Genomic DNA, 26674 nt, shown 5'->3' on the forward strand with positions numbered 1-26674 from the left:
ATAAGGCGCTGTTATTTAAGGCATAGCAAAGACAGCGCCAACCTGTATATACAAATTCAACTTAGTTAATATTATCCTCAATCAACTTTGCTAATTGTTCAATCCCTGATTGGATAGGGATATAGGCTTGAAAAGGGATACTAACCACGGGTTTACCTACTTCATCACCTAATTTTTTGAATTTATCGAACATCATCATGGTTTGTGGACTAATTAAAAAAAGTCCGAAGTCACTGTTTTTGATCATGTTAGTGCCTTCAGTGGCTGAAACTGCATCAACGGTAATAGCTTTATCTTCTTTTGCAAAAAATTCCGTGACTTTTTTTGCCATTAACGATGATGACATACCAGCAGCACAAATAATTAATGCCTTTTTCATAGTGTCTCCTATAAACTTATCCGTTATAAATTTTCACCATTTGACTCAATGACTTTTTTATACCAAGCAAATGACTCTTTTCGACTTCGTTTTAAAGTGCCTTTACCTTTATTGTCTTTATCGACATAGATAAAGCCGTAACGTTTTTCCATTTCACCTGTTCCCGCTGATACCAAATCAATACAGCCCCAAGGGGTATATCCCATCAAATTAACGCCATCTTCTTCAACCGCTAACTTCATTTGTTTAATATGTTCTCGAAGATATTCAATACGATAGCTGTCATGAATACTACCATCAGCTTCAACTTTATCATATGCACCAAATCCATTTTCTACGATGAAAAGCGGTAAGTGATACATATCAGTTAACCAATTTAATGTGTAGCGCAAACCTTCAGGATCGATCTGCCAACCCCAATCAGATTTTTTAACGTATTGATTACCAATTAAATCGGTTTTTTCGTTATATTCATAGTTATCTGATTTTTTTCTAATCGCATTAGACATGTAATAACTAAAACCAATGTAATCAACAGTGCCGTTTTCTAACACTTCGAGATCTTGACTTGTCACGTCTAATTTAAAGCCTTTGCGTTGCCAGTATTTGATAATATGGTTAGGATATTGACCATGAACATGAACATCGGTAAAGAAATACTTACGTTCCATGACTTTTTGTGCCATTAAGATATCACCAGGTTTACAGGTTTCCGGATAGATTGGTACGAATGCAATCATACAACCGATTTGGAAATCAGGATTGATAGCATGACCAATTTGAACCGCTTTTGCACTAGCAACCAACTCATAGTGTGCCGCTTGATACATAATTTGTTCGCGATCATCGCCAGCTTTATAGTAGATACCTGAATTTGTAAAAGGCGCAAAATCTTCATTAAAATTAGCTTGGTTATTGATCTCATTAAAGGTCATCCAATATTTGACTTTATTTTTGTAACGATCAAAGCAGACCTCTGCAAAGCGCACAAAGAAATCAATTAATTTACGATTACGAAAACCACCATATTCAGTAACTAAATAATAAGGTAATTCAAAATGTGAGAGGGTAACAACTGGTTCAATATTGTATTTTAAACATTCATCAAATAGGTCATCATAAAATTTTAGGCCTTCTTCATTGGGTGCCAGTTCATCACCTTTAGGAAAAATGCGAGTCCATGCAATCGAAGTTCGAAAACATTTAAACCCCATTTCAGCGAAGAGTTTAATATCATCTTTATAATGATGATAAAAATCGATAGCTTCATGATTAGGATAATACTCACCGGGAATTATACCTTCGGTGATTTTACGATAACTTTTAGTCGATCCAACTGTCATCACATCCGCAACACTAGGCCCTTTACCACCAGCTTGCCATGCGCCTTCTAATTGATGTGCAGCAACAGCACCACCCCATAAAAAACCTTTTGGTAAACCTTTGTTATTCATGATCAAATACCTGTATTAAATGAGAGATTGAATTCAGTATAAAAGGAAAAAAGCTGAATTACTAACCAACTTTTTCCGTATTGATCAGGAAAATAGATATGCATTGCTGGAATGTCCTAAACATAATTAGGACATATTTAGAACAGTATCAACTTATCTTAAAAGATAAAAATGAAGGGATTAAGAAGTGGTTTCATCAAACAAACGTATAGCTAAAAAGCCATGTCCCATTGTTGCGCCGGCTCTTACCGCAGCAGCAATAGAAATTAACTCTGCTAACTCTTCTTTGCTTACACCTAAGCGCTTAGCGTTCTTACTATGAACTTCAATGCAATACGCACATTGTGTCGTAAGTGCAACAGCTAATGCAATAAGTTCTCTTATTTTGACTGGAATATGCCCTTCAGTCCGCTTAATCGTTCTATGATCAAAATCAATAAAAGCTTGAGTTTCTTTAGGTGCATATTTCAATAAAGTAATGACATATTTAAAAACATTAGATGATTGGTAATTACTCATATTGTTACGCCTTGTTATTTTTTAATTTATAAATTAATCCGCTAAACCAACATGCCGGACAGCCACGCAATAAAAATACAACACAAGCCAAACAAGCAAGCTTAGCAAATAAAGGAAACTGAAATAAAAAAAGTGCTAAAACTAGCATCAAGGCACACACGCCTCTTATTAAATGCAAACTTACAGAATTACGACAATACATAAACTCTCCTTTTTTAAATCTATTAATTTAGATAGGTTTTTGAATCCAACTTTTCTTTTATAATCATTCTTGCTCGATGCAATCTGCTTTTTACTGCCTCAATAGTGATACCCAATTTTTCAGCAACTTCGGGGGCACTATATTCTTCAATATCGCGCAAAATTAATACTTGACGATAGATGAATGGTAACGAACCAATAGCATTGGTTAAATCAATATGCAGACTCAAATCTGTATTTTGCATAGCGATGTTTTCTAGATTAAATTCACTATTAATACTTTTTGATTGTCTAGCTCTAAATAATCGATAACACTCCCTTTCAATAATTCGAAATAACCAGCTGGCGAAAGTCGCTATTGTTTTCAATGTGCCAATTTTTCTATACATTAGCCAAAGAGCGATTTGCACAGCATCTTCAACATCTTCAGCTGAAGAACAAGTTCGCCTAGCAAACCTTTATCAGGTTGGCAAAGGATAAGTAGTTGTTCTAAAGCTTGTTTATTGCCCATACAAGCCGCTTGAATGAGTTTTTCGTTTTTTAGGTTCATATAATTTAATTATTGTGAATTTTTTAATTTTGTTATGCTAAAAGTATCATTTCCTAAGACTTTTAAATAACATTTATTTGATTATATAGAGGATGAATAGTGGCAAAAGGATTCATAAAAATTTGCAATTTTAGATATTGATTAAATCTGCGTGCGGATTATGACGATCAATTAGTCAAGCAAATTCCTATCATATTTATGAAATTTTGAAGATATCACTAAATTGAATATTTAAGCTTGAATATTCAATTGGTAAGTATTAAATAAATGCTTCAAATCCGTTGGCATATTTAGTTGGTACAAATTCAATTATGTCGTACTCGGCAATTTGATAAATATAAAACGGATCTTCTTGCATTATTGCTAGTGCTTGTTCTTTACTTTCTGCACGACAAAGAATCACCCCACCAGTACGAGGAACTTTGCGACCAGAAGCAATAAAATGCCCTGATTGATAATGACGTTCTAAATAATCGATATGTTGTGGTAAGTATTTTTCTACTTCACTAATCGGCTTGAGGTAGGTAATTGAAAAAATGAACATTTTAATCTCTTAATTTGAATATAAATAAGCCAACCATACATGTTGGCTTGGATTATACTATTTTTAATTGAGCATCAATCATATAGCATTATGGTTTGTTAAAACAAGTGTACAGCATTAACGTTACGATTTAGCGACCCATTTGCCGTTTTCATCTTTATGGTAAAGCTTTTCAACCGCCGACCAGGCAACACGGAAAGCAACTTGCTCAGGTGAACTATTATCTCGTCTTTTTTTAGGATCTTGATACTCTTTTATGGCACTATTAAATGCTTCTTTAAAAATATCTTGAGCATGTGCTGGTAAAACATGTCGAACAGACTCAGGTAGGTCGTCTCGTGTTTGATAAGGCATATCACATTCCCCTATAAATTAATCATACAATATGGATAATTCTAAACGGTTGTTGCGAACTCTACTTTCAAAACAGTTAAGATTAAATTTAGTCTGATTTTATAGGAAATACAAGAATTATTAATCAATGAATTGGGTTAATTTTTATCTAAATCAATTTCAGGATTAATAAAGCAGTGTAAAATTACACCACTTTATTAAATATCGATTTAGTTATTTACATCAACTACAAAGCGACCTTTAATTTTACTTGCGATCATCTTATTTGCCACTTCAAAGCATTCATTTAATGTAATAGTCTGAGCTATATGAGAATACAGCTTTTCATCCATGTTTTCTGCTATTAATTGCCAAGCAGCAATTCGTTTATCATAGCTTGCCATCACACTATCTACACCTGCTAGTGTGACGCCTCGTAAAATAAACGGAGCAACCGTTGCGGGTAAATCCATGCCTTGAGCGAGACCACAACAGGCTACAATGCCACCATACTGAGTTTGGGCGCATACATTAGCTAAGGTATGAGAACCAACCACATCGACAACGGCTGACCACTGTTCTTTTTGTAGAGGTTTACCTGCCTCTTTCAACTGTTTACTATCAATAATATTGCTTGCACCAAGTTTGTTTAAATATTCTGTGTCAGTTAATTTACCTGTTGACGCAGTAACTTGATAACCCAATTTGCTTAATAAAGCTACCGCAACCGAGCCAACTCCGCCACTCGCCCCTGTCACAAGTATAGTTCCGCTTTGCGGTTTTATCCCAAAATCAACAATACGTTTTACACACAATGCAGCGGTATATCCAGCGGTACCAATAATCATCGATTGATAGGGTGTGATATTTTGGGGTAATGGAATTAACCAATCTGATTTTAAGTAAGCATATTGCGCCAGACACCCCCAATGGGTTTCACCACATCCCCAACCATTTAAAATAACAGTATCACCAGCATGATATCGATCACTGTTAGATTCAATAACTGTACCCACACCATCAATACCCGGCACCATAGGCCATTGCCTAACAACAGGACTTTTATGAGTTAACGCTAATGCATCTTTATAATTGATACTTGAATAGTGAATTTGAACTAGAGTATCACCCTGTTGTTGCAACAACTGTTGTTTAGTGATGGTTTTTAATGAATGTGAAAACCCATTAATCTCATCTTTTTCTAAAATAATGGCGTTAAATGACATACATATTCCTTATCAAATTTTTGTAAATCGGATTGGGTAATTCACTACAATAAAGCTTAGTAATAAAGTTAACTTATTGAATTACTGTTTGTAGACAAATAGTCTAAATATTATAGACCGATCGTCTAGTTAATTGCAACTGATGACAATCAGATACTTTTATTCTACACATAACTTTTGTTTTAGCGGGTTTATTATGTTTGATGATTCAAAAAAGGGGAATATTTAGTCATACTATCATTTTCTAAATGTATATAATCTACAAATTGTTATTGTCTTATTATAAATAATCTTGCCGGTATTAGTGGACAATTTTATCGAGAAACAGTTGAATAAAACAATCTAATGGATCAGATCGTTTAATTAACTTGCTACGTGTAACCGCGCCTTCCCAACCAATCCAGAAAAATTCAGCTAATGCCTTGCAGTCACTATTTGATTTTAGTTCACCACATTGCTGTGCAAGAAGTAGACATTTTTCAAGTTTAGCTTGCCAATTTAGCAAAATTTGTTCAAGAACTGTTGCATACCCCTTTGGCAGTAACGATTCTTCTTGAATTAATTCACCAATTAAACAGCCTCGATTGTAATCATACTTTGCCATACCTCGCTTCGCATCTTCATAAAACGCTTGTATTCTGGCTAAAGGTGATGAAATTGCATTATTAGTTAGATGTTTATCTAATTTATACATAAAAAAATTGTTGTATGAGGTAATAATGGCATGACCAAAATCCTCTTTACTTTTAAAGTAGTAATAGAAAGAACCTTTTGGCACTCCGACCTGCTTTAATATACTTTCAATATTTGATGATAGATAACCATATGTTGTCATTAACTCCATACCACTACGAATTAATGCTGTTTTAGTATCATTTCCTTTTTTTGAGAGTGTTTGAGATGACATATAAATAACGATTATTCGATTTTTACACAATTCTAGTTCTTTAATAATAAGCAGTCAGTTAGACAAAAGCAACCAGATTATATACTTAGTAAAACATACGACTATAATAGTTTAATAATACTTGGAATATTTAAAGACAATTAAACGTAGAAAAAATCACAATATTGATGCCTTATTTATTAACAATAAGATAAATAAATCCTACTTACTAAAACTAAGTTTGATAAATACTTAATGGTTTCAATCAGCTTAATATCCTTAGTGTTAATTACATTTTTTAAATGAACTCAATAAAAAAACCGATACCCTACTTAAATAAGATATCGGTTTGTCTAAAATAAAATTAGGATCTAACTCAAACTACCAATTAGCTCTAAGCCCTAAAGATCCCGTAATAGGTGCTTTGACATTTGCATCACCGCTGTTAGACCAAGTATGACCAATTTCAGTGTATGCACTTATTTGACTATTGATCTCGTAACTTCCACCAATAGCAAGCTCTGTACTTGTATAACCCGCACCACTTTTAATTTTTGTTGAAGCACTTGGACTTGCAAAAATAGTGCTATCATCACCATCTGGCGAATAGAACAAATTGACACGGGTATAAGGTCGTAACGTACCTAAATCAGTCTGAAAATTATTCTCTAATCGTGCACCAACTCGGAATAACCAAGAATCATTATCGTCCTGTTTAACCGTTGTTTGTCCACTTATATGGCTGTTATTGATATTTAACCATTGATGAATAATTTGTGCTTGAGGTTCTAATTTCCAATCATAATAATTTAAATTAAATGGTTTTCCCGCTTCGATTGAAGCGCTAATACCATAACCTTTTTGACTACTATTTTTATTTTCATCAGGTTTAATATCCACCTCATGACGCCCACCTTGTAGAACCAAATCTAAATAAGTGCCATCGTTTTGCATGTAATTACCATAAGCGCCAATAAAGTAAGAGTTGAGATTATTTTTACCAACTTGACCAAAGTCACCACTAGCAAAGCCATTCATATGTAACCGTCCATATAAATAACCAAAGTAGCCCCCTGCTCGCCAATTAGTATCTTCACTTAACCAAACATCACTTCCAACTTGCAAACCGGTATAATTCCCTTTACTACGTGCATCAACGTCACCATCTTGTTTAATATCTGAACGTGCAGCAATTAGTCTTCCCCAACTAGTATAATCATCAGGTAATAATGTATTACCTATACGTTGGTGCATATTACCTTGCATTATAAGGTCTGCTTGACGTAATTGAGCAGCAACTGCGGCAAACATTGGCACTTCTTTACGATAAGATACTTTATGATTAACCGGTTTATCCGGATTAGTCGGATTAACGGGCTTATCTGGATTTGTTGGGTTAACCGGTTTATCCGGGTTTGTTGGGTTTACCGGCTTATCTGGGTTAGTCGGATTAACCGGTTTATCTGGGTCTGTTGGGTTTACCGGCTTATCTGGGTTAGTCGGATTAACCGGTTTATCCGGGTTTGTTGGATTAACCGGCTTATCGGGGTCTGTTGGGTTCGTTGGTTTATAAGAGCGCAAATACCAGTTTTCGTTTTCTTGATTAAGACCGCCTTTATATAAATAATATTCAAAAGCACCAACATCTATATGATTACCTTCTAAGTTAAACGCATCATTTGAACTTATACCCTTGACATTAACAATCTCAATACCATTAGTCATACCGGTGTTAGCACCTAATCCACCGACATTATTTATGTTTACTGATGTATGGCCTGAAGCATTGCCACCAATGAGCAATTTATCGGTCGGACTATTACTATCTTGAACGACTGTATCAAGTAACAATCTGCCATTTACACCATTATAATCCCCTGTAATAGTTAAATTATCCCCAGCATAACCATTATTAAGTGTAATAGTACCAGCATTATACACACTTCCTCGCACTGTAGCTTGATGCAAGGATGGCACTAAATCTAACACCGATCCCGAGCTAAGGGTTAATTTATCAGTATTAAGATCACCTGTTAGTGATAAAATGCCTGTTTGACCAACATTAATATTTTCCCAATCTAAAATAGCGACATTGTTGATACTGCCTGTTGAGTCAGAAGAACCAGTAAGATGCGTACTAAAATTAAGGACGTCTTTCTCTGACAAGTCTCCATCTCGGGTAGCTTTATGCCCACCATCAAGTACAGTTATATCAGAAATATCAGCACCTTGGTTAATATTCAACGTGTCATTACCTGTTCCAAGCAAAATTTTACCACTAACCTTAGAACCATCATTAAGATTGATAGTTGAATTCGTTACTTCGTTTCTGATAGCTGTACCAAGTATAGAATAAACATTAGCACCATTATTAAGGTTAATATACGTTGCCGTACCTGATTGACCTGTAGTGTAAATACCGGCATCTTTGTTATTATTTTGATCGTTACCATCAGCGTAAACTTTATTAGCTATATCAATAACTGTATTATCGGTGCCGTTATTATTTACATAAATACCATTATCTCGTCCATGAATGGCTCCTTGGTTTTGTTTGATACTTACACCTGAGCTTGTTGTCCCATTATCAACCTCAATACCCGCTTTTGCTTTACCTACTACAATCCCCGATGTAACGATTACAACATTGCCTTTACCTGAATTATTTAACTTAATACCATTATTAGCACCTTGGATAATACTATCTGTTGATTGTGTCAGATCTATGCCTGTCGTATTATTTTGATTAGAGACATCTATCGCATCATCTAACGTCGAGTTAATTTTACCATTTAAAACTAAAGTAGATGATCCCTCGCCATTATTTATCAAATTCACGCCTTTACTATGACCTTTTATATCACCAGATTGTGTTACTGTAAATTTTAACTCTCTGGTTTTAAGACCATTATTAATCAAAATCGCTTCAGCATTATAGCCATTTACTTCACCAGCAATTTCGATATCTGTTAACCCTTGACCATTATTGAGTGCATTAATACCATTATAAAAACCCGTAATACTGCCATCAGACTGTTTAATGTTTAAATCATTAGTTGTATCGTTATTAACGACCAATAAAGCATGTTGAGAATCACCCACAATGACACTAGATGTCTCAATATAGGTCGAAGCCAATCCATTATTAATTAAATAAACACCATTTGTCTTGCCATTTATGCTCCCACCAGACTGAATAAAATTTAATTCATCTGTCTGATTACCATTTTCTGCAAATACCGCTTCATTAGTATTAGCTGACACAGTACCGGATAAACCGATATTGGTTGTTCCTTTACCATTATTCTTGAGATTAATACCCTTTCCATTACCAGTGATAGTACCATTATATTGATTTATCGTAAGAGAATTGGCTGTATTACCATTAGTGATTGAAACACCATCATTTTGATAACTCAAAATATAACTGCTCAAATCTATCTGAGTAGAACCTCGACCATTATTTATGACATTTATACCGTTATTGTGACCACGGATATATCCTATAGACTGTGTAAGATTGATATTTGTAGCACTTTCTTCTTGATTGATAGCCTTAATGCCATCTTCTTGTTGACCAGTAACATCACCTGATATATTCATAATAATAGAGCTGTTACCTTTGTTGACAAAATTTAGCCCATTATTATGCCCCTTAATTGAACCTGATGTTTGATCTAATTTTAAAAGATCCGAACCCGTTTCATTTATCGCAATAATGCCATCTTTCTGTTGTCCTTCCACACCATTTCTGGTTGTAATGGTTGTCGCTCCTTTACCTTTATTTAATAAATTTAAACCATTAACATTTCCCCAAATACTTCCTCCACCCTGTGTTATGGATAATTTAGTTGAGTCTGGGTTTAAATTTTGAACCACAATCCCATCTTGTTGTTCACCAATTATTTTACCAGAAAGGTTAAAAGTACTTTCTCCTCTACCCTTATTAATAACGGTAATCCCATTATTATGACCGGTAACTTCACTTTGTTCGAACTGAGTGATAAATACATCTGATCCTGTTTCAGCTGTTTCAGAGTAAATTGCATCACTATTACTTCCTATTACTTTTCCCTTTGTCAAAATACTGGTTTTCTCTGAACCAGAATTATAAACAGAAATACCATAAGTATTACCAGAAATTATACTTTTTTCTTCTAATTGGTTTATAGTAATTATTTTGCTTTGATTACTATTTTTAACAAAAATACCTTCGCCATTGACCCCTTTTACCGAACCTGAAACCAGAATTTCGGTATTACCTATACCTTGATTATCGACATTTATACCACGATTGCCACCCGTAATAACCCCTTCTGGTTTAGCATTATTTATTGAAATGTCGGTTGCCTGATTACCATTAATCACCGATATCCCATCTTCTTGGTTACCATTAACAGCACCTGAAGTATTAACATTCGTTGTACTTTTCCCATTATTAACAACTAAAATCCCTGTTTTTCCACCTGTAATACTGCCATTGGTTAATTGTGTGATAATAATATCTGTCGAGTTTTCAGCATTTTCAGCCACAATTCCATAATCTGTACCGCCCAGTATGGTTCCAGCAGTATTTATTGATAAAGTATTTGTACCTTGATGTACCAAGTTTAGACCACTAGTGCTGCCTGTAATTTTACCTGCTGTTTGTCCAAAGATTAAACTGTCTGTATCAGTCGCAGAAGTATATTCATATCCATTGCCACTATTATTTGTAACATCGCTATTTTGGCTCAAATGGATTGAACGCCCACGCGTGCTAATGCTTGAAAAGCGCTGAATATAATTAGCAGTATCAGTGTTAAATAAAGTTGAAGAATGAGTGGTAGAACAAGACTGATTAATTTGATCATTCTTACTACAGTTCGCATAACTAGGCGAAATCATAGCCGCAGTTATGCTGGTTGTAATGATATTAATCAAAAATGTTTTACGTTTAGATTGTGCCTTCCTTAAGCTGTCAATATCATGTTGACGCGATGTGTTCCAAATTAACTTAGATACTTTGTTCATATTTCCTCTCACAAAAGCAATTATTGGCTTTCATCCAATTTTTTTATAGAAAAACATGAAAAACTTAATTAATTGGTTATTTTTATAATGTTGCACTTAAATTTTAAAAACTGGTTTATTTATTGACTAAGTAATTTGAATAACACAATAATTCTCTAAAACTAGAATGACTTGTTGAATAAATAACGCTAAAAACTATTTTTAAAAATTTAAGATGGAAAAAAGAAAAGCTTTTGGTAACTCGATACCTTTTTTACAATCAATTGTATACATACCGAATTATCAATTTATATTTCACCACATGGAGAGTAAAACAGCAATCAAATTATAAAAATTTACATAATATTGAGTAAAATCAATTTTAAGACAAAATAATCAAAATCACGTATATTAATGATTAATATTGGCTTTTAATATATTGATATATTTGATTCAAATTTACCTATTACAGTAATCATCAAATCAACACAGTTAGAAATGATTTTAAAATTACATATAAACATATTGGCAAGTATTTCACATTAATATACTCACCAATATATGTTATGTGTTGATAAAATTATTAATTTGGAGAAGCTTATTAATAACTTCACATTGGTTTAACTTATTTCAGCAATTTTAGTCCCTGCATTAATGTATTCACCTTCTTTGAGTTCATGCGTTAAAATGCCCGATCGATGTGCTGTGATAGGAACCTCCATTTTCATAGCTTCCATAACTGCTATCACTTCACCTTGATTGACACTTTGATGATCATCGATTAACCATTTAAATAAACTTCCCGATACAGGTGACTCAACACTAAAAGTGGAATTGGGCTCTAGTGTCGAAGAGGGTTCTGCCAAAGAAAGTTTAGTTGATGTTGATAATCCAGCAAAAAGATTTGTAGGCAAACCAAGTTTGCAACGTTTACCATCTATTTCAATAAAAGTATGGGTGATACTTGGTTCTAAATGTGGTATTTGTCTTTTGGCAGGTTGTAAAGTTGCAGAGAATTCTGTTTCAATCCAACGAGTATGTACTTTGAAATCAGTTGTGAAATCAGGACTTTCAAGTACTTCTCGATGAAATGGTAGAACGGATGCAACGCCATCAATGACAAACTCAGCTAATGCTCTTTTAGCCCTATCAATTGCTTGTTCTCGATTTTTACCGACAATAATTAATTTAGCCATCAAGGAATCAAATGTTGCTGGGATAGTCGATCCTGTTTTTACTCCACTATCTAAGCGTACACCAGGTCCAGATGGGGCATCAAATCGAGTAATCGTCCCTGCAGCAGGTAAAAAACCATTTGCCACATCCTCTGCATTGATACGAAATTCAATAGCATGGGCACGAGGAATTGGCATTTGCTCAATGCTAAGTGGTAAACCTTGCGCAATGCGGAGTTGTTCAATAACCAGATCAATGCCGGTTGTTTCTTCGGTAACAGGATGCTCAACTTGTAGACGTGTATTGACCTCAAGAAAAGATAATTTACCATCTTGGCTTAATAAAAACTCAACTGTACCCACACCAACATAGTTTGCCTTAGCACAGATATCAATCGAAGCCTTTATAATTTGTTGTTCTAACTGCTCACTAATAAAAGGCGCCGGCGATTCTTCAATTAACTTTTGGTTGCGGCGTTGTAATGAACAATCCCGAGTCCCTACCACCACAATATTACCCAAGCTATCAGCAATAATTTGCGCTTCAACATGACGTGGATTATGCAAAAATTGTTCTAAAAAACACTCGCCACGCCCAAATGCGGCGGCTGCTTCACGCACAGCAGAATGATAAAGTTCTTCAACTTCATCCATTTGCCACGCAACTTTTAAACCTCGACCACCGCCACCAAAAGCTGCTTTTATCGCAATCGGCAGGCCATGCATATGTGCAAACTCAACCACTTCTTTGGCGTTTTTAACGGGCTCTTTAGTACCCATCACCAACGGTGCCCCGACTTCAATAGCAAGTTTTCTGGCTTCAACTTTATCGCCTAATATTTCGATGGTTTCTGGATTCGGCCCAATCCAAATTAAACCCGCATCTTGTACTGCTTTAGCAAATTCTACTCGTTCAGACAAAAAACCATAACCTGGATGAACCATAGTTGCACCAGATTTTTTTGCGATGGTAATAATTTTATCAATATCTAGGTAAGTTTCGCTTGGTTTATTACCAAATAAACCATATGCCTCATCAGCCATTTGGGTATGAAGCGACTCAAGATCGGCATCAGCATATATCGCAACCGACAAAAATCCGATATCACGACAAGCACGTATTATACGCACAGCAATTTCGCCACGGTTAGCAATCAATACTTTATGCACTATTTTTTTATTATGTTCAGACATGATCAACATGACTCCCTTCGAATTCTTTAAACATCCCAATAGGATTAAATTTTATTTTAGCGTTGACAGGAATTTGACCTGCTAAATCTAAATGATAGTTACAAACAGCACCAATGACTGGATAACCGCCCGTTAAAGGGTGATCATTTAAAAACAGCACGGGTTGTCCATTTGCTGGAATCTGTATAGCGCCAATAACGGTTCCTTCACTAGGTAGTTCTTGATGCTTTTCACGTGCTAATGGTGTATCGCCTAATAAGCGCAGTCCTATCCGATTAGAAGCTGGTGTAACTTGCCATAATTGTGAAGTAAGTAGCGATATTGCTTGCTTTGTAAACCAATCCGTACGCGGTCCTAGTACAATATCTAACTCAACCACATCATTAGAAGACGGATAATGTAAAGCCGGTGTTTGAGTTAAAGAAACAGGATTTAATTTTTGCTGATGTTTAATTGCTAACGTATCACCAACTTTAAGCGGTGCAGGCCCGACTTGTGCAAGAGTATCAAAAGAACAACTAGTTAAAATCGGTAATACTTCAAACCCACCTCTCACCGCAAAATAACTTCGTACACCACTTTTAACGTGGCCTAAATAAATCGTATCACCATGCTCTAACTGAATAGGTTGATACATTGAGGCTTGATATCTTTCACCTGTTGAGGTTGATATCGTGATATCACAGACCGCACCTGTTACCGCAACTAGCATAGGGCTATTTATTTGAGCACTAAACCCACCTTGAGTAATTTCTAATGCGGCCTCATTAATTGGATTGCCTAAAACACGATTAGCACTATGTAGCGCCGTTTTATCCATTGCTCCTGATTCTGAAATACCTAAAGCTGCTTGCCCCATTCGACCATTGTCTTGCAAAAGCGTTTGTAAACCGGTCGATAATATTTTGATATCGGATGTTGGTTCAATAACACTATTTGGCCTTTTAGTCGTAGGTAAATGATATTGTACTGCCGTTTTACTCGCATCTACAAAATTAACACGAGTGCCCGGCTTAAATAGAGCTGGTTGCTCACGATAAATATCCCATACAGCGACGTCTGTGATACCTATTAATTGCCAACCACCGGGACTTGCTTGTGGATAAATACTACTAAACTCGCCAGCTAAAGCAACAGAACCTGCTGGAATACGAACCCGAGGTGACTGTCGACGTGGTACATCCAGTTGAGCTGTTTTCGATACCATATAAGCAAAGCCTGGAGCAAATCCACAAAACGCAACTTGGTATTCATTACTGGTATGACGCGTAATAACTTCATCAACCGTTATACCCAAATATTGAGCAACTTGATCTAAATCTTCACCATTATAACGAACAGGAATGGTTATTAGTTCACCTGATTTTATTACATCCGATGTTATATCGAGTTTTACAATGTGGTTAGCAAGAGTATTCGCATCAATTGTTATTGGATTATAACGAATCAAAATGGTGCGCGCTGCGGGAATAATCTCTTTTATATTTCCTTGTGCTAACAAGCTTTGCAGCGAATTCGTCAGAGCCATTGTTTGCTCAAGGGAAGCGAGCTCAACAATCAGTGCATCAATATTAACAGGTAAAAAACGCATTAAACACCTCGGTAAATGGTAAATACTTCAAGACTAAATAGAGATATTTTGTCTAAATGTACAACGTTGTGGGCAAGTTTACACATCTTTCACCTTTGCAAATGAGGTTACTGTAATGCCATTTTGTTGTAATCTTTCTTTCACTTTTTGCGCCATAGCTAAAGCCCCAGAACTGTCACCATGCACACAAATTGAGCCAGCATCAATACGAACAAATTGACCATCAATCGAGGTAACACCGCCTTCATTGACCAATTGTAACATTCGCTGAGCAACTAAATCAGGATCATGCAATACTGCACCTTCTTGTTTTCGAGAAACTAATGTCCCATCAGCATGATAAGCACGATCAGCAAAAGCTTCAGCTACAACATTTAAGCCTTTATCTTTTGCCCAATTAATTAACTGCGAACCTGCAAGTGCTACCAATGTCAATGCTGGGTCAATAAGACAAATTGCTTCAATCACTGCCATTGCTTGACGTTTATCATGTGCAATAGTGTTATATAACGCACCGTGAGGTTTAACATAACTCACTTTACTACCAATTGACGTTGCTAACCCTTTTAAAGCGCCAATCTGGTAAATGACATCGGCAATTAATTCTTCGGTCGCAATGTCCATATTTCGACGACCAAAACCCACTAAGTCTGGATAACCAACATGCGCACCAATGGCCACATTATTTAATTTGGCAGCGTTTAATGTTTTTAAGATTCCCTCAGGGGAACCAGCATGAAAACCACAGGCAATATTTGCACTACTTACGATTTTTAGAATTGCTTCGTCATTACCCATTTTCCATTGACCAAAACTTTCGCCAAGGTCACTATTTAAATCAATCAATTTGTCGATGATCATATTGCCCTTCTATTTTAAATAATTGAAGATAGTCGCTACTGACATGGCTCCCATATACCAAGTAATAGCACAGACTACGACACCGGACCATAATAACCATCGAGGAAAATGATAACCAGACATCAGATCAGATCGTCGCCATCCAATATAAACAAAAATAGTTAAACCCAGTGGTAATACTAAACCATTAAAGCCTCCAGCAAAGACTAACAATGACACTGGGGCTGTTCCCATAATTAAATAAACAGCAAGCGAAGTAACAATAAATATAATGGTGGCAATTTTTCGTTGTCTTTCTGTAATATTACGTTTGAACGGCGTTATAAATGTCATAGAAGTATAAGCAGCGCCAATAATACTCGTTATTGCAGCTGCCCATAAAATCAAACCAAAAATGCGTAGTCCTAATTCCCCTAACGCTGCTTGAAACGCCTGTGATGCAGGATTAGCCGCATAACTTGAAATATCAATAGTCACACCACTTGCAACAACACCTAAAATAGCTAAAAACAAAATGTAACGCATTAAACCAACGACCATTATGCCTTTAGTTGCTGCACCTGAAACATAGTCAATATGTTCAACACCCACCATTACTTTGTCTAGTAATCGATGAGCACCAGCATAAGAAATATAACCACCAACCGTACCTCCTACAATTGTGGTAATCGAAGCAAAATCAATGCTACTAGGGAAAACCGTTTCTTTTAACGCTTCACCTACTGGTGGATGTGAAGCAAACACCACAAATAATGTCAGAATAATCATTAATAAACCAAAACCGATCATTAAGCGATCAATAAAGTGACTGGCTTGTCGGGATGAAAATATATAAACTGACATTAACGCACTGATTGCCCCTCCCCATTTAGGATCGAGTCCAACCAATGCGTTTAAACCTAATCCAGCTCCAGCAATATTACCAATATTAAAAACTAATCCACCAAATATAATAAGCATAGCTAAAACATAGCCACTAAAAGGAATAGTTGCATTAGCAATATCTGAAGAGTTCATTTTGGTTAAAGCAACAACGCGCCAAATATTTTGTTGCACCACAAAATCGATAATAATAGAAGCTAAAATACCAAAAGCAAAAGCGGTACCTAAAGTAACGGTAAAGGTGGCTGTTTGAGTAATAAATCCCGGACCTATTGCCGAAGTGGCCATTAGAAAAATGGCACTTATTAACGAAGAGCGCCGCTTTTTTACAAAAGCAACTGTACTACTGCTATGATTTTCCATATGCATATTTCCTCTAAACTTATTTCTATAATTATTGACTTAATTATATTCAATATTATTACAAGCAATTACTATGCCAGTAGTTCTTAACATCTTTATAAAAGTGGATAAATATAATTACTGTTTTTAAAGTAAAAAACTAATAAAAAATAATTATAATGTTTTAGTAACGGATAATAATTGAGTTATAGTGTTCAAAAAGATGGCTAGTTTTGCACCAAAATGAGAAAAAATCATGCCATCAAATGGTGCAAACAATGTAAAGTAACCTTACTAAAAATAACATTTTATGTAAAGATGTTTAAGGTAATATAGATATTTAAGTATAAAAAGTAACATAAATTTGTCTATTTTATATCAATATGGCAACACAAACACGATGCCATTTGTCGATCTTTACTCGATCGTACGATATAAAAAAGTGCCTATTTAACCTCATTCTATTGTTTGAAGCGGTTTAAAAAGTCGATTTACGCGAACATGTCTATAATTTGGCATTGAACAATCAATGATCTCGTGAGCATTAATCATGTCTAAATGTAAAGTTTTTCTCAACACGTTCAAATATTTTTACTGTCGAAAAGCACATTCAATGTCGTTTACTTATCCCGTTTATTATTATCCTAAAATCACTACGAAATAAGCAATAAATCTTGATAAATAAGGGACGCAAAAGCCATTGCTTACAATACCATCTGATTTATGTTATATTTCGTACATTTTTTATCTAAATACGAATTGCGAATGGATATTAAGCTGGGCAAAAATGATAAACGTTATATTGAAGGAACTGATGATGTTTATAACATCATGAAAAACGTATTACTACGTGATAACAAAATAGATCAAGAAAAAGAACATTTCTGGATTATCGGTTTAAACGCTGCTGGCTATATTGTACATATTGAACTTATCGCTTTAGGCGCCTACAAATCAGTCAATATCGAAACAATGAATGTCTTTCGAGTGGCTGTAATGAAAAATGCATCACGTGTGATTGCGGTACACAATCACCCTTCAGGACGCTTAGCCCCCTCTGTGTGTAATAAAGATATGACCGATCGCCTAATTCAAGTTGGACGAATTCTTAACATCGAACTAGTTGATCATCTAATTATTTCAACCAAAACTTATGTTAGTTTCAAAGCTATTGGATTAATGGACGAACTGGAAAAAAGCTTGAAATATGTCCCTGCTTATCAAATTATGGAACAAATCCGCAAAGAAGAAAAAGCCATAGCAAAAGAGAAACTAGCATGTGAAAAACATAAAACAAAATCAGAAAAAGTTAGAAGGGAAAAATTAGAGATCATCATGGTTACAACCTTATTAGAAAAAGGCATGGATAAGCAAGCTATCGCCAAAATAATGGGAATTACACTTAAACAAATAGAAAAATTATTAAATAAAAAATAATAAACATCATTTACAATCTATCTTTTTGACGTTTACACACAGATTAAATAACATAACTAAAAAATTAAAAACAATTTATCTAAGTCAGGTAAATAAGCTAGCTAAGTTATTACAGCAACAATCAATAAACGAGGTGGTACAATTAACTTTGCAAAGCAATAGTTTAGAAGATGATAAACTAATACAACAAGTAGAGCAAAGTTTACCCACACTAAAACACACTGTTGAAGCACTAGAATATACTTATCATCTAAAAAAAATTTTGAAAAACTCAAATACCACAAACGATTAGAATATGGTTATAGTATCTGGACGTATGCGGTTGAAAGCCCGAAAAGTACCAAAAGTGCATGGCTATTTGTACAATGCTTATTACTGATATTGTTTACAAAAAATGTGATTTAAAGATTATTACCAACATTAACTACAGGCTAATATTACAATAATATAAAAATAATTGATATAAATTAATAAATAACCTATCATTCTGAGAATTAATTCGCTTATCGTTATTACGTATAAAACAATTTAATAAGTGAACAATAATAAAAATTGATTGCAAATAATAAGAAATTCCTATGTTGATCTCACAGCGAGAAACAGGGTATCTTGGTTCTATCATTTCTGATTCTTTGAACAACCGTTATACATTAAAACTTAGTGATCTCTCATCACTTTCGATAGTCTCGGTTGTCGGACGTGAATCACTCAATACCCCTTGGCGGTATGAAATCATCTTTACCAGCCCCAATAAACAGCTGCGAATCAATCATTTATTGAGTCAGCCTGCCTCGTTAACCTTTGAAGCCCCCAGCCTTGCGAAGCAATTAGCATACATCAGTTCCCTAGATATGCCGATACTTCCGCGCACCCTGTATGGAGTGATCACTGAGTTTAGTTTGTTATCTGTCAGTAAAGACGAAGCCCGCTACTGTGTCGTCTTGCAGCCACGCCTTGCCTTATTTGCAAACGACCACTACAGTGCGATTTACCAGAATCAAAGTGTGGTTAGCGTGGTCGAAGAAATACTCAGACGGCATAGTTTTACGGGGGTGGATTATCGGCTTGAGCTCAAAGATAGCTACCCAGCGCGCGAGTTTATTACTCAGTGGCAAGAAAGTGACCTCGAATTTATCCAGCGTCTATTGAGTGATGTTGGAATTTGGTTTCGATTTGAAAGCCATGCTGAGCATCACTGTGATGTGTTAGTTCTCAGTGACTATGAACAAGGCTTTGAGGATGCTGGGCAGATTGCGGTTAAAGCCACCAGCGGCATGGTGGATGGCAGGCAAAACAGCGTTTGGGATGTGCAGTTTACCAGTACGACGCAGCCTAAGGATGTTATTACCCAAGATTACAATTACCGCACCGCAGACGCTGACCAATATTCACAGGTTAATACTGATGCTAAAGATGATACCACTGTGGGTACGGACTACCGTTATGGTGAGCACTACAAAAACAAAGGTGATGATAGTGAGGTTGAAAGCGGTCAGTGGTATGCGAGCATTCGCCATCAGGCACACCTCAGTCAAAAACTGATTATTCAGGGGGAATGTAACGACTATAACTTAATGCCGGGTCAACGGATGATTATCGAGGGCAGTGCCATTGATGATATTGATGAGGGGATTATCATCCTTTCGACTAAAAGCTATGGTGACCGCAGTGAGTCCTATCGATGTCACTTTACCGCCATCCCATATGACGTATTAAAACCGTATCGACCACAGCCACTCCGTTGGCCACAAGTGACTGGCACATTACCTGCGAGAGTGACTAGTCCGGATAACGATACCTATGGGTATATTGATACCATAGGTCGTTATCGCGTTAAGTTTGATTTTGACCTAAAAACGTGGAAAAACGGCGAAGAGAGCTTATGGGTACGGCTGGCCAAACCGTATGCGGGTGATACCTATGGTTTTCACTTCCCGTTAATTGATGGTACGGGCGTTGCCATCGCATTCACTGAGGGAAATCCAGATAGGCCGTATATTGCTCATGCCTTGCATGACTCAACTCATCCTGACCACGTGGCAACGATCAACAAACACCGCAATGTTATTCGCACACCGGCCAACAACAAGCTACGGATGGATGATAAACGCGGTCAAGAGCACATTAAATTGGCCACCGAATATGGCAAAACTCAACTCAATATCGGTCACTTAGTTAATCAGAATAAAGAACAACGCGGTGAAGGGTTTGAGCTGCGAACCGACGAGTGGGGAGCGATAGCGGCTAATAAAGGACTCTATCTTACTGCCCAAACGGAACCGAAAGCGCAAGGTAAGCAGCTTGATATGCAAGGTGCTATCACGCAACTGGAAAATGCATTGTCAATTGCTAAAGCGCTACATAACGCGGCGCAAACCGCGCAAGCGCACCCTTCTGACATTGATAATCAACAACAACTCCAAGCCTCCTTAACGCAGCTCAAACAAGCCGGCATTTTAGCCTATGCACCGGAAGGGATTGCGTTAACCAGTGATAACAATATCCAATTATCCTCTGCAAGTAGTATAACGACGACCTCCGAAAACCATACCGATATTAGTGCACTGCAAAACATTACCTTAGCGGCTGAAGAATCCATCAGTTTATTTGCTCATAAAACAGGCATGAAGCTGTTTGCCAATCAAGGCAAGGTAGAAGTTCAGGCACAAAATGATGCAATGGAAATTGCCGCTAAGCAAGATATTAGGGTTGATAGTGTGGATGGTTCGTTATTAATTTCAGCATCAAAGGATATTACCCTTGTATGCGGGGGTTCCTATATCAAAATTAGTGGAAGTGGCATAGAGCTAGGAACGTCAGGTAATGTCAGTGTTAAATCCGCGGCGCTTGAAAAAATGGGGCCATCACAACTCAACCTATCACCCACACTTTTACCTGTTCCGTTTGTTGATAGCTCTGGGCAGCTTAAACTCTTTTACCATGACAGTGATTTAAATCCAATTCCTCGAGCGAGTTATCGGGTTGAATTTGAAGATGGTTCTGTGCGCGAAGGTGTTTTAGATGACAATGGCGAAGCTTTGCTCGAAGATACTCCACTTGGTCAAGCAAATGTTTATTTTGGTTACAGTACCGATGATGCAATTTTACCAACCATTAAAGAATATGAGGTAGATGATTATTCTAAAACGAGTGTCACGGAACAACTCAATGAACATATCAAGATGACTTCAGACGAACTAAAGGCTTATATCGACAGTCAGCTCGCTTACACAGAAGAGTACCTTGAAATCGGTAAACAAAAACTAGGGAAAGGATAATGACTAACGAATACGACGATGATGAAATTATATTAGAAGATGATGAAGAAATAGAGCATGAATTTGAAAATGAAGAACAAAACGAAGAAGGTAGCGAAGAATTAACTCAAGATGAACAAAAAGCCTATGCTGAAATTATGGGCGATATGGCTTATGCAGTAGCATCAAGTATTCCACCATTGTCATTAGCAGTAGCTGTATCTGAAGTGGCAAAAGCAGCTTGGGATTTGTTTAATTCAACATCACGCGCTAAGTCTTCACAAGCGAAATTTCAACTGTTGATGGGGATTATCTGTGTTATTCCCGGTGTCGGTGGCGGATTTAGATTAGCATTTAAATCATTGATTAGAAAACCGCAGTTTTATGGTCCAGTGATGTTTGATGTGGTTGTGGCGATTTTAGAAGAAGCTAATCGCCTTTTTAAAATGGACTTGCCACTAAATCCGGAAAAATATCTAACACAGATGATAGATGTTCCTGTGTTGCAAGGATATCTTGATGATATTCGAGTTAAAAGCGTTACTGAACTTAGTGAATATACAGCGGCTCGTTGGCTTGGATTACCTGAAAAGCTAGATGAGTTTTTACGTGTTGTTAGCGGCCAATTAACCACCATTATTGAAGATATACTCGCTCCTGCTGTGCGAATTGCTATTGAGCGTTGTATCATGCGCCGCAAAAATTCAGCAACAACCAGTAACGTCACCGCTAAAAACAAAAACGCTGGTGCATCCACAACAAATAAGGATAGCACACCGACAGTAACAAAAAGTCGAGGTAACTTGACAGCTCGAATCAAAAGTCAGTTTAACAATATCAATATGAACTTTGTTATTGGTGGTGTGGGCGAACATATTGCTGATTATTATTGCCTAGAAGAGTTGGGTTGGGGGAAAGGGCAATGGGAGGGGCATGATAAAGCTAAGCAAGGGACATGGAAACAATCACCGAGTTCATTACATTTAGGTAAACTCAATGATGCTAAAAAACTAAACCATAACAGTGCAATAGGCAATGATACAGGGATAGACGGCTTATGGCGAGCAGATCCGCTTACTAACCAAGGGAAAAAATACGCAGTAATTGAAGCAAAAGCCACTGCGGGTGTAGCGAGGCCAACGACTAAATATGTTGCAAGTAGATTAGGTGTATTGAAAGAAACGGATAAAGGAAAACCTATCGTACAGATGAGTTATAAATGGATTAACGATCGTATTAAAATTGAATCATCAAAATTACGAGGGGATTCTTTAACCGATATTAATAATGCTATTATTCGGAAAAATTTACAGAGTTTATATTGTAGGCATATTATAGTTGTATCTTTATTATTTGAACCTGGACTATCACATATCGAAGCTTTACTTGATGACACTAAAACGGATCTTGATCACGTTGTCCATCATGGTGTGGTAATACATAAATATGGTGAGCCTACTATTGAAAATATTATCCAAGAAAAACATCGACGTATTAAAAACAAAGGCAGTAGTAATAAGCCTAAGTAAAGAATAAATTGAGGAGACAAACAAATATGTCAGAATTTGAACAACAACGCCGCCAGAAACTATTAGATGAAGATTTTTACCCTTATGTACAAAATAACTTAAATGTGCAGATAAATGAATTATTGAAAGAGATAAAAAAATAGATGATCCTTTTTTAGAACCAATGATAACTTTATATTACCAACAATTATGTCTTGATTATACAATAGGTAAACCTGTCGTAGATTTATTTACAACTATGGAAAAAGTAATAAACTATACTCAGAACACAATTGATCATGTTGAGCGCTATAATCATGCTAACCCAGATGATTACATAAATATTACTGTCTTAACCGAGTATTTTGAAACAGATATGTTATCGAATTTACTGGGTTTAGCTATTTTATTTGAACATCAAGACTGGTTTGAAACCATTGTTAAAGCTGTCGACCTTGATCAAGAAAATCGAGAGAAAGCTATCGATAGTCTCATTGCAATGAAAATTCCTAACTATCCGATTACCGAAGCAAAAACGCCACGAGAACTAAGCTTTCGCAACCCCCTTTATAAAGCGATTCATGCCGAGTCCCATAAAGATACCTTAAAGTTCTTAGATGAATACTTACGCCGTTGGTACGATGGATTACGTAAAGCAGGCAATGTTTATATTGATAGCCACTTAATACAACAGGGCGATTCTAGGGATTGTTGCTGGTTTGTCGGCTACTGGTGTTTTGAAGCTGCTGCTGTTGCGTATTTAAAAAATATTGATGACAGTACGTTACACCGTTTTATGTACTACCCAAAAAATATGGTGGAGTATGCACGGGCAAATCATGGAGCTTAATTGAAAATGACTGATACTGAGTTATCCAAATTTGAACAACAAAGCCGTCAGAAACTATTAGATGAGGATTTTTATCCTTATGTACAAAATAATCTAAATTGGTTAATAAATCAATTTGAAACACAAATAAAACAGACTAAAGACCCTTTTGTTGAGTCGATGATAAATGCTCAATATGAACAGTTTTGTTTAGATTACACTGTAGGCAAACCAATCTCGACATTATTTTCTCGCCTAGAAATTATTATTGGATATACAAAAAATTCAATCAGTTTTGTAGATCGACATAATTTAGCTAATCCAAATGACACAATGAATATTTCTATTCTAACAGAATATTTTGAATCTGAAATTCTCTCTAATCTATTAGGCCTATGTGTTTTATTTGAACGCCAAGATTGGTTTGAAATTATTGTAAAAGCCGTCGATTTAGATCAAGAAAATCGAGAGAAAGCTATCGATAGTCTCATTGCCATGAAAATTCCTAACTATCCGATTACCGAATCAAAAACTTTCAGAGAGTTCAGTTTCAGAAATCCACTTTATAAAGCAATTCATGCCGAGACCCCTAAAGCTACCTTAAAGTTTTTAGATGAATACTTACGCCGTTGGTACGATGGATTACGTAAAGCAGGCAATGTCTATATTGATATTCATCTATTACAGCAAGGTGATTCACGAGACTGTTGCACATTCCATGGTTATTGGTGTTTTGAAGCTGCTGCCGTGGCATATTTAAAAAATATTGATGACAGTACGTTACACCGCTTTATGTACTACCCCAAAGATATGGTGGAGTATGCACGGGCAAATCATGGAGCTTAATTGAAAATGACTGGTTCTGAGTTATCCAAATTTGAACAACAACGCCGCCAGAAACTATTAGATGAAGATTTTTACCCTTATGTACAAGAAAGGTTTGAATGGGAGATAAAAGAATTTAAAAAAAAGGTACAATCTATTAAAGATCCTTTTATGGAGCCAATGATAGATCTTTATTATCAACAGTTATGCCTTGATTATACAGTAGGTAAACCTATTGCTGATTTATTGCCGACGATGGACACAATAATAAATTATACCGAAAATACAATTGATCACGTTAAACGATATAATCATGCTCACCCAGATGACAAGGCAGAAATTACAATTTTAACTGAGTATTTTGAAACGGAAACATTATCAAATTTATTAGGTTTAGCTATTTTATTTGATCGCCAAAATTGGTTTGAAATCATTGTTAAAGCTGTTGATTTTGACAAGGAAAATCGAGAAAAAGCGTTAGATAGTCTGATTGCTATGAAAATTCCTAACTATCCGATTACCGAAGCAAAAACGCCGAAAGTTTTGAGCTTTCGTAACCCCCTTTATAAAGCGATTCATGCTGTAACACCTAAAGATACCTTAAAGTTCTTAGATGAATACTTGCGTCGTTGGTACGATGGATTACGTAAAGCAGGCTATGTCTATATTGATAGTCATTTATTGCAACAAGGCGACTCGCGAGATTGTTGTTCATTTTATGGCTACTGGTGTTTTGAAGCTGCTGCTGTTGCGTATTTAAAAAATATTGATGACAGTACGTTACACCGTTTTATGTACTACCCAAAAGATATGGTGGAGTATGCACGGGCAAATCATGGAGCTTAATTGAAAATGACTGATTCTGAGTTATCCGAATTTGAACAACAACGCCGCCAGAAACTATTAGATGAAGATTTTTATCCATATGTTCAAGAAAGGTTTAATTGGGAGATAAAAGAGTTTAAAAAAAAGATACAATCTATTAAAGATCCTTTTATGGAATCAATGATAGATCTTTATTATCAACAGTTATGCCTTGATTATACAGTAGGTAAACCGATTGCTGATTTATTGCCGACGATGGACACAGTAATAAATTATACCGAAAATACAATTGATCACGTTAACCGATATAATCATGCTCACCCAGATGACAAGGCAGAAATTACAATTTTAACTGAGTATTTTGAAACGGAAACATTATCGAATCTATTAGGTTTAGCTATTTTATTTGACCGCCAAGATTGGTTTGAAACCATTGTTAAAGCTGTTGATTTTGACAAAGAAAATCGAGAAAAAGCGTTAGATAGTCTGATTGCTATGAAAATTCCTAACTATCCGATTACCGAAGCAAAAACGCCACGAGAACTGAGCTTTCGCAACCCCCTTTATAAAGCGATTCATGCAGAAACACCTAAAGATACCTTAAAGTTCTTAGATGAATACTTACGCCGTTGGTACGATGGATTACGTAAAGCAGGCTATGTCTATATTGATAGTCATTTATTGCAACAAGGCGACTCGCGAGATTGTTGCTCATTTTATGGCTACTGGTGTTTTGAAGCCGCTGCTGTTGCGTATTTAAAAAATATTGATGACAGTACGTTACACCGCTTTATGTACTACCCTAAAGATATGGTGGAGTATGCACGTAGTCAATCAATAGCCTAAAGAAAGATAGGAATTAAA

General features: G+C 36.0%; 20 protein-coding genes. 7 read left to right on the forward strand and 13 right to left on the reverse strand.

Features of this window, described 5'->3' with window-relative positions; translation table 11 throughout:
* Positions 1-61: 61 nt before the first annotated feature.
* The 13 genes from J3U57_RS03610 to J3U57_RS03670 form a co-directional block, all read right to left on the reverse strand.
* Positions 62-379 (reverse strand): PTS cellobiose transporter subunit IIB, encoded by a 318-nt coding sequence (locus J3U57_RS03610; protein WP_267333184.1) that lies wholly within the window; start codon positions 377-379, stop codon positions 62-64.
* Positions 380-402: 23 nt separating this feature from the next.
* On the reverse strand, positions 403-1833 hold the full coding sequence (locus J3U57_RS03615; protein ID WP_267343772.1) for a 6-phospho-beta-glucosidase: 1431 nt from the start codon (positions 1831-1833) through the stop codon (positions 403-405).
* Between the two features lie 180 nt (positions 1834-2013).
* Entirely contained in the window at positions 2014-2352 is a 339-nt protein-coding gene (locus J3U57_RS03620; RefSeq protein WP_267343771.1) for a carboxymuconolactone decarboxylase family protein, read from the reverse strand.
* Positions 2353-2576: 224 nt separating this feature from the next.
* On the reverse strand, positions 2577-2963 hold the full coding sequence (locus J3U57_RS03625) for an RNA polymerase sigma factor (RefSeq protein WP_323849437.1): 387 nt from the start codon (positions 2961-2963) through the stop codon (positions 2577-2579).
* Between the two features lie 399 nt (positions 2964-3362).
* On the reverse strand, positions 3363-3647 hold the full coding sequence (locus J3U57_RS03630; RefSeq protein WP_267343770.1) for a YciI family protein: 285 nt from the start codon (positions 3645-3647) through the stop codon (positions 3363-3365).
* A gap of 123 nt (positions 3648-3770) precedes the next feature.
* Entirely contained in the window at positions 3771-4001 is a 231-nt protein-coding gene (locus J3U57_RS03635) for a ChaB family protein (protein ID WP_267343769.1), read from the reverse strand.
* A 209-nt stretch (positions 4002-4210) separates the two neighbouring features.
* Positions 4211-5206, reverse strand: coding sequence for an MDR family oxidoreductase (locus tag J3U57_RS03640; protein WP_267343768.1), 996 nt, complete (start codon positions 5204-5206; stop codon positions 4211-4213).
* Between the two features lie 301 nt (positions 5207-5507).
* Complete coding sequence (locus J3U57_RS03645; protein WP_267343767.1) at positions 5508-6113, reverse strand: TetR/AcrR family transcriptional regulator; 606 nt, start codon at positions 6111-6113, stop codon at positions 5508-5510.
* Between the two features lie 360 nt (positions 6114-6473).
* Positions 6474-11105: an autotransporter outer membrane beta-barrel domain-containing protein gene (locus tag J3U57_RS03650; RefSeq protein WP_267343766.1), complete on the reverse strand. Its 4632-nt coding sequence runs from the start codon at positions 11103-11105 to the stop codon at positions 6474-6476.
* 599 nt (positions 11106-11704) lie between these two features.
* On the reverse strand, positions 11705-13453 hold the full coding sequence (locus J3U57_RS03655) for an acetyl/propionyl/methylcrotonyl-CoA carboxylase subunit alpha (RefSeq protein ID WP_267343765.1): 1749 nt from the start codon (positions 13451-13453) through the stop codon (positions 11705-11707).
* A complete protein-coding gene (locus J3U57_RS03660; protein WP_267343764.1) occupies positions 13446-15044 on the reverse strand; it encodes a 5-oxoprolinase/urea amidolyase family protein in 1599 nt (532 codons plus the stop codon). The genes J3U57_RS03655 and J3U57_RS03660 overlap by 8 nt, the downstream gene beginning before the upstream one ends.
* 78 nt (positions 15045-15122) lie before the next feature.
* Positions 15123-15899 carry a LamB/YcsF family protein gene (locus J3U57_RS03665; protein ID WP_416379647.1) on the reverse strand — a complete coding sequence of 259 codons (777 nt, stop codon included), beginning with the start codon at positions 15897-15899 and terminating at the stop codon, positions 15123-15125.
* A gap of 15 nt (positions 15900-15914) precedes the next feature.
* On the reverse strand, positions 15915-17150 hold the full coding sequence (locus tag J3U57_RS03670; protein ID WP_267343762.1) for an NRAMP family divalent metal transporter: 1236 nt from the start codon (positions 17148-17150) through the stop codon (positions 15915-15917).
* A 744-nt stretch (positions 17151-17894) separates the two neighbouring features.
* Here J3U57_RS03670 and J3U57_RS03675 point away from each other — a divergent pair.
* From J3U57_RS03675 to J3U57_RS03705, 7 genes are all read left to right on the forward strand, one after another.
* Entirely contained in the window at positions 17895-18566 is a 672-nt protein-coding gene (locus tag J3U57_RS03675) for a JAB domain-containing protein (protein ID WP_267333195.1), read from the forward strand.
* A gap of 578 nt (positions 18567-19144) precedes the next feature.
* Positions 19145-21844, forward strand: coding sequence for a type VI secretion system Vgr family protein (locus J3U57_RS03680; protein ID WP_267343761.1), 2700 nt, complete (start codon positions 19145-19147; stop codon positions 21842-21844).
* Positions 21844-23352, forward strand: a complete 1509-nt coding sequence (locus J3U57_RS03685) for a hypothetical protein (protein WP_267343760.1) — start codon at positions 21844-21846, stop codon at positions 23350-23352. Before J3U57_RS03680 ends, J3U57_RS03685 begins: the two co-directional genes overlap by 1 nt.
* 238 nt (positions 23353-23590) lie before the next feature.
* Positions 23591-24181 (forward strand): PoNe immunity protein domain-containing protein, encoded by a 591-nt coding sequence (locus J3U57_RS03690; protein ID WP_267343759.1) that lies wholly within the window; start codon positions 23591-23593, stop codon positions 24179-24181.
* Between the two features lie 6 nt (positions 24182-24187).
* Positions 24188-25006 carry a PoNe immunity protein domain-containing protein gene (locus J3U57_RS03695; RefSeq protein ID WP_267343758.1) on the forward strand — a complete coding sequence of 273 codons (819 nt, stop codon included), beginning with the start codon at positions 24188-24190 and terminating at the stop codon, positions 25004-25006.
* Between the two features lie 6 nt (positions 25007-25012).
* On the forward strand, positions 25013-25831 hold the full coding sequence (locus J3U57_RS03700) for a PoNe immunity protein domain-containing protein (protein ID WP_267343757.1): 819 nt from the start codon (positions 25013-25015) through the stop codon (positions 25829-25831).
* A 6-nt stretch (positions 25832-25837) separates the two neighbouring features.
* Positions 25838-26656 carry a PoNe immunity protein domain-containing protein gene (locus tag J3U57_RS03705; protein ID WP_267343756.1) on the forward strand — a complete coding sequence of 273 codons (819 nt, stop codon included), beginning with the start codon at positions 25838-25840 and terminating at the stop codon, positions 26654-26656.
* Positions 26657-26674 lie beyond the last annotated feature (18 nt).

This window comes from Gilliamella sp. B3464 (genome assembly GCF_026536145.1).
Classification (GTDB): domain Bacteria; phylum Pseudomonadota; class Gammaproteobacteria; order Enterobacterales; family Orbaceae; genus Gilliamella.